This window comes from Planktothrix sp. FACHB-1355 (assembly GCF_014748295.1).
Classification (GTDB): Bacteria; Cyanobacteriota; Cyanobacteriia; order Cyanobacteriales; family Aerosakkonemataceae; genus Aerosakkonema; species Aerosakkonema funiforme_A.
Genome location: NZ_JACJUP010000531.1, coordinates 1 through 4,445, shown reverse-complemented (window position 1 = coordinate 4,445; position 4,445 = coordinate 1). Strand labels below are relative to the sequence as shown.

Annotated in this window: 6 protein-coding genes; 4 read left to right on the top strand and 2 right to left on the bottom strand. The window is 42.5% G+C overall.

Annotated elements, in window-relative coordinates:
• The 4 genes from H6S82_RS19965 to H6S82_RS34400 form a co-directional block, all read left to right on the top strand.
• A partial coding sequence (locus H6S82_RS19965) for a hypothetical protein (protein ID WP_199317923.1) occupies positions 1-443 on the top strand: 443 nt, incomplete at its 5' end.
• Positions 444-516: 73 nt separating this feature from the next.
• Complete coding sequence (locus tag H6S82_RS19960) at positions 517-1,191, top strand: hypothetical protein (RefSeq protein WP_190461805.1); 675 nt, start codon at positions 517-519, stop codon at positions 1,189-1,191.
• Positions 1,192-1,253: 62 nt separating this feature from the next.
• Positions 1,254-1,781 carry a macro domain-containing protein gene (locus H6S82_RS19955; RefSeq protein WP_190461802.1) on the top strand — a complete coding sequence of 176 codons (528 nt, stop codon included), beginning with the start codon at positions 1,254-1,256 and terminating at the stop codon, positions 1,779-1,781.
• A 175-nt stretch (positions 1,782-1,956) separates the two neighbouring features.
• Positions 1,957-3,459, top strand: a complete 1,503-nt coding sequence (locus H6S82_RS34400) for a serine/threonine-protein kinase (protein WP_190461800.1) — start codon at positions 1,957-1,959, stop codon at positions 3,457-3,459.
• 98 nt (positions 3,460-3,557) lie between these two features.
• On the opposite strand, the gene H6S82_RS19945 is transcribed toward H6S82_RS34400, so the two are convergent.
• Positions 3,558-3,767 (bottom strand): hypothetical protein, encoded by a 210-nt coding sequence (locus tag H6S82_RS19945; RefSeq protein ID WP_190461798.1) that lies wholly within the window; start codon positions 3,765-3,767, stop codon positions 3,558-3,560.
• Between the two features lie 97 nt (positions 3,768-3,864).
• Complete coding sequence (locus H6S82_RS19940) at positions 3,865-4,305, bottom strand: secondary thiamine-phosphate synthase enzyme YjbQ (protein ID WP_190461796.1); 441 nt, start codon at positions 4,303-4,305, stop codon at positions 3,865-3,867.
• Between the last annotated feature and the right edge of the window lie 140 nt (positions 4,306-4,445).

Below are 4,445 nucleotides of genomic sequence, written 5' to 3'. Positions count from 1 at the left end.
ATTTTCAATCTCAAACATCTTGGCGTAAAGAAGATATTGAAAAACGAGCGGGGTATCTTGCTGATATTGCCCTACAAATTTGGAACTATTTTGGCGATGAATCGGTACAACCTTCCTACACAAATAGTTCAATAACTGGGACTACTCCAAAACGACTTTATTTTTTTGGGCAGGAATATCATGTGAGAAGTTGGCGAGATGTTCTGGAAGTTACTTTGAATAAAATCGCTGATTTAGAACCAGATTACTTCAAAGAAATTATGCAACAATTTCCTCGTTTTATAGGGTCGAACGAAAAAGACTTTCGTAGTACGCGAAAACTGGATAATGGGGCTTTCATTGAAGTCAACTTATCAGCACAAGATATTCATACATTCTGTAGGAAAGCCATAGAAACAGCAGAGATATCAGCTGAAGAATGGCGTGTTGAAGTTTCAAGGTAACACCAGCAGTTAGATTTCATAAATAAGATATGAGCCAGATTAACTATGATTCAACCCTTATACCTTAAAACAAATGTACAATTATCGGACTATTTTGAAGCGGGTGGGAATTGTGCTGATCGCGGTTGGGATTCTCGATATCGCGTACTTTTTCTATTACACATCACAAGAGCAAAGTTTTTCGTCCAGTTTGAGATATAACTATTCGTGGAACGGCTTAGTTATTGTGGTAGCGGGTGTGTTTCTCCTCCGGGGTAGCCTGCGTGCTGTTGAGATAGTCAGATGGTTCGCCGCTTTTGGGATCTCTAACATGGTTAGCAACATATTCATACTGCTTCCCTTTTTGAAGCCAGCAGAACTCTGGGCGATTGAATTTCGCCTCTATCCAGTTAATCTTTGTATATCGTTTTTAGTTAAAATTATGTCGATCGCCCTTCTCGGCTGGATCTATACACAACTGCGTGCTGCACCTGTAATATCGGCAAGCCTTAAATCCGGTCATTCTGCCTCGACTCCGAAATTTGCATTCATTCTTGGGGTAGCAAGTATAGTATTACTTACTGGCATCATGCAGTTCACGGTAAATAGTCCGGCGGGAATTAAAGCAGTAGAATTAGCCCGCTCGCAATACGGAGACAACTACAAGTATCATGTCACAGGTATGGGCTGGTCGAACGGGAATGTAAAGGCCAACCTCACCGCATACAACGAACAGGAGATCAAAGCTGTTCAAGTAGAATGGAAGTAGCGAGCGAGATGCGATCGCACCCGCCCACATCTTCAACCAAAAATTATTTGGGAGAATAGAAAATGTTAACAAATCGAATATCAATTATTAAAGGTGATATTACTAAACTAAAGGTGGATGCGATCGTCAACACAACCGATCCATACTTTTCGGGTAGTAGTGTTGTAGATGCTGCGATTCACCGTGCAGCTGGCGATCGGCTTCGAGAAGAATGCGATCGACTCAATCGCTCTTCTAAGAGTGAAGCTAAAATTACCAGTGGCTATAACCTCCCAGCACGGTGGATTATTCATACAGTCGCTCCGCTCTGGCAGAAGGGTAATAATAATGATGAACGGATGTTGGCTGTGGCTGAATGCTATCGCAACTGCTTGGCGTTGGCTGAAGAATACTCGGTAAGGACGATCGCTTTTCCAGCTATTAGCAGAGGTATGTTGGGTTTTCCAAGGAGAGAAGCGTCTAGAATCGCTGTCCGTGAAGTTAAAGGTTTTCTTGAGAGGAATAGTTCAGTTGAGAAGGTAGTTTTTGTTTGTTTGGAGCAAAAGTATTATAACCACTACTGGAATGCTGTCAAGGAAATTATTGAATAATGCTAATGCTGTTGATTTGACTGTGCTGGGGTAAGCGGGATTTTCTCTTATACCGAAATGCGATCGCACCAGCTACCCATCCACCTCAAATTAAGTATCTATACTCACACAGTTAGCGGCAAAATCGGGAAATTAGCAGTTTTGTTGCCAGAGACTACCAAGTAGGCTCAGCATTTTGTGCCAAAATTGGTATCAACCAACAATTCGAGTAACGGCGTCACGGCGCGGCGGCAATCCGATGCAGGGAAAAACACTGGGAGGGCGCTACCAAATTATCAGCCACTTGGGAGGAGGGGGTTTCGGTACAACCTTCTTGGCTGTGGATAGGCATTTACCGGGCAATCCTCAGTGTGTTGTCAAGCAACTGAAGCCGAAAACTGCCGATAATCCATCAGCTTTGCAAGCGGCAAGGCGGTTGTTTAATCGGGAAGCAGAAGTTTTATATCAGTTGGGAAATCACGATCGCATTCCGCGACTTTTCGCCCACTTTGAAGAAGAACAAGAGTTTTATTTAGTTCAAGAATTCATTGCCGGATACGAACTTAAGCGGGAATTGTCAGCGGGTCAGCAATTAAATGAAGCTCAAGTTATTGTTCTATTGCGGGATATTCTGGAAATTTTAGTATTTGTTCATCAGCAAAATGTTATTCATCGCGATATCAAACCTTCCAATTTAATTCGACGCCGACTAGATGGAAAACTGGTTTTGATTGACTTTGGCGCAGTCAAACAATTTGGCTCTCAGGTGATTACTTCCGAAGGTGAAACTAGCTTAACTATTGCTGTTGGTTCACCAGGATATATGCCAAACGAACAAATGGCAGGTAAGCCGCGCTTTAGCAGCGATATTTTTGCTGTGGGAATCATCGGTATCCAAGCTGCCACAGGGTTAAATGCCAGACAATTACCGGAAGATCCGCGAACTTGTGAAATTGTTTGGCGCAATTTTGTACAGGTAAGTTCTGAGTTTGCTGATGTTTTAGATAAGATGGTGCGCTATGACTTTCGTCAGCGTTACCAATCGGCAGATGAAGCGCTGTCAGCACTCAATTCTGTACCGACAACAGCTTTGACTGCGAATATAGCAATTCCTTTAACAGATGTTAGTTCCGACATTAACTCATTACCGACGGAAACGATCGCTCCTGACGATCTTAGTTCTGAGTGTGGAATAGATTACTCTCGGTTACGAAATTTACTGGCAACAAGGGAATGGCAAGAAGCCGATCGGGAAACTACCGCAATCGTGCTTAGGATATGCGATCGCTCTTCAGAAAAATGGTTGAGACAAGAAGATATTAAGAAACTTCCATGTGCAGATTTACTTACGATCGATCGACTGTGGGTTAAATATAGCCAAGGACGCTTTGGCTTCAGCGTACAAACAAGCATTTGGAAAGACGTTGGCGGTACTTGGAATGCAGAGTACGAAATCTATTGCTGTTTTAGTAAGTATGTAGGTTGGGGAAATGGAATTAATACCTGGGTTGCTTCTACGAAAGATCTTACTTTTAACTCAACAGCACCATCTGGTCACTTGCCTGGAGGAATGTTGGACTGGTTGTGGTTTAAGTATAGAGAAGTCGCCCCAGATGGTGCTGCTTTTGAAAAGTGGTGGAATATTCTTTCTGCGCTTGCGTCAAAACTACAAAAATGCCAGCCTCGATCGCGAAACTAACAGAGTGTGACATCCAGTAGTTATATACGCCGCAATTGTAGGTAAGAAGCGATCGCACTTTTTCAACAAATGCGATCGCACTCCTCTGGTCACTTTTGTTACTCCGGAAAATCGGGAATTACCCATTTGGGTGGCTGCGACATTTTCTTTCGCAAGGCTGCCTCAGCTATTTCGTGCATTTTATCCAACGAAGTTTCGTTCATGAAACTTGTTGCCTTTGCTATATGTTCCCGATTGGGACATTTTTCGCCCAAAACGCAACCGTTAACGCAGTCTACGGCGCAGTTTACAGATACTTCGGCAGTCATATCTCCTCTCTTGTTCTCTCCAACGACAGCAGACGGATTGCCCAGTGTTATACGCAAATAATCTGTTGCCTATCTCATTTTACCGTTACAAATGGGTTTAGAAACCGCTGATTTGGATAAACAATGTTCTTTTTCGTGGCCCATCCAAGTCAAAAAATAATACAGATTGCCATGTTCCTAATGCTAATTGTCCATCTACAACAGGAATTACTTCACTGGTACTCAACATCATTGCCATGAGGTGAGAATGAGCGTTTATAGGTTCATCATCGGGGATATTTTTTCTGAGGTGAAGGTCGTTGTGTAGATATTTGTCTGATTCTGGTGCTAATTTTCTCAGGTGTACTTTGACATCTTCTAACAATCTTTCTTCGTTTTCGTTGATAGCTAATGCCGTGGTGGTGTGACGAGAAAATACCAAAACTTGACCGCTTTGAATGCAACTGGCATGAAGTAGTTTCTCGATTTGAGGAGTGATGTTATAAATGCCGATTCCCTTTTCTGTTTCTACGTAAATTATTTCGCTTATAATCTGCATTTGGTCACCCGATTTTAGATTTTGGATTTTGGATTGGCTACGCAATGAGCGGACAAAGGTTGAAATTCGGAATTTTTTTTGATGACCACCCTTACAATGGGAGGCAACCCCCTTTTTTTGGTTAATTTCTCGGAAAATTT

Excerpts from the sequence above, each read along its gene's own strand:
- H6S82_RS19945 (WP_190461798.1), bottom strand. The coding sequence starts at position 3,767 with ATGACTGCCGAAGTATCTGTAAACTGCGCCGTAGACTGCGTTAACGGT.
- H6S82_RS19955 (WP_190461802.1), top strand. The coding sequence starts at position 1,254 with ATGTTAACAAATCGAATATCAATTATTAAAGGTGATATTACTAAACTA.
- H6S82_RS19940 (WP_190461796.1), bottom strand. The coding sequence starts at position 4,305 with ATGCAGATTATAAGCGAAATAATTTACGTAGAAACAGAAAAGGGAATC.
- H6S82_RS19960 (WP_190461805.1), top strand. The coding sequence starts at position 517 with ATGTACAATTATCGGACTATTTTGAAGCGGGTGGGAATTGTGCTGATC.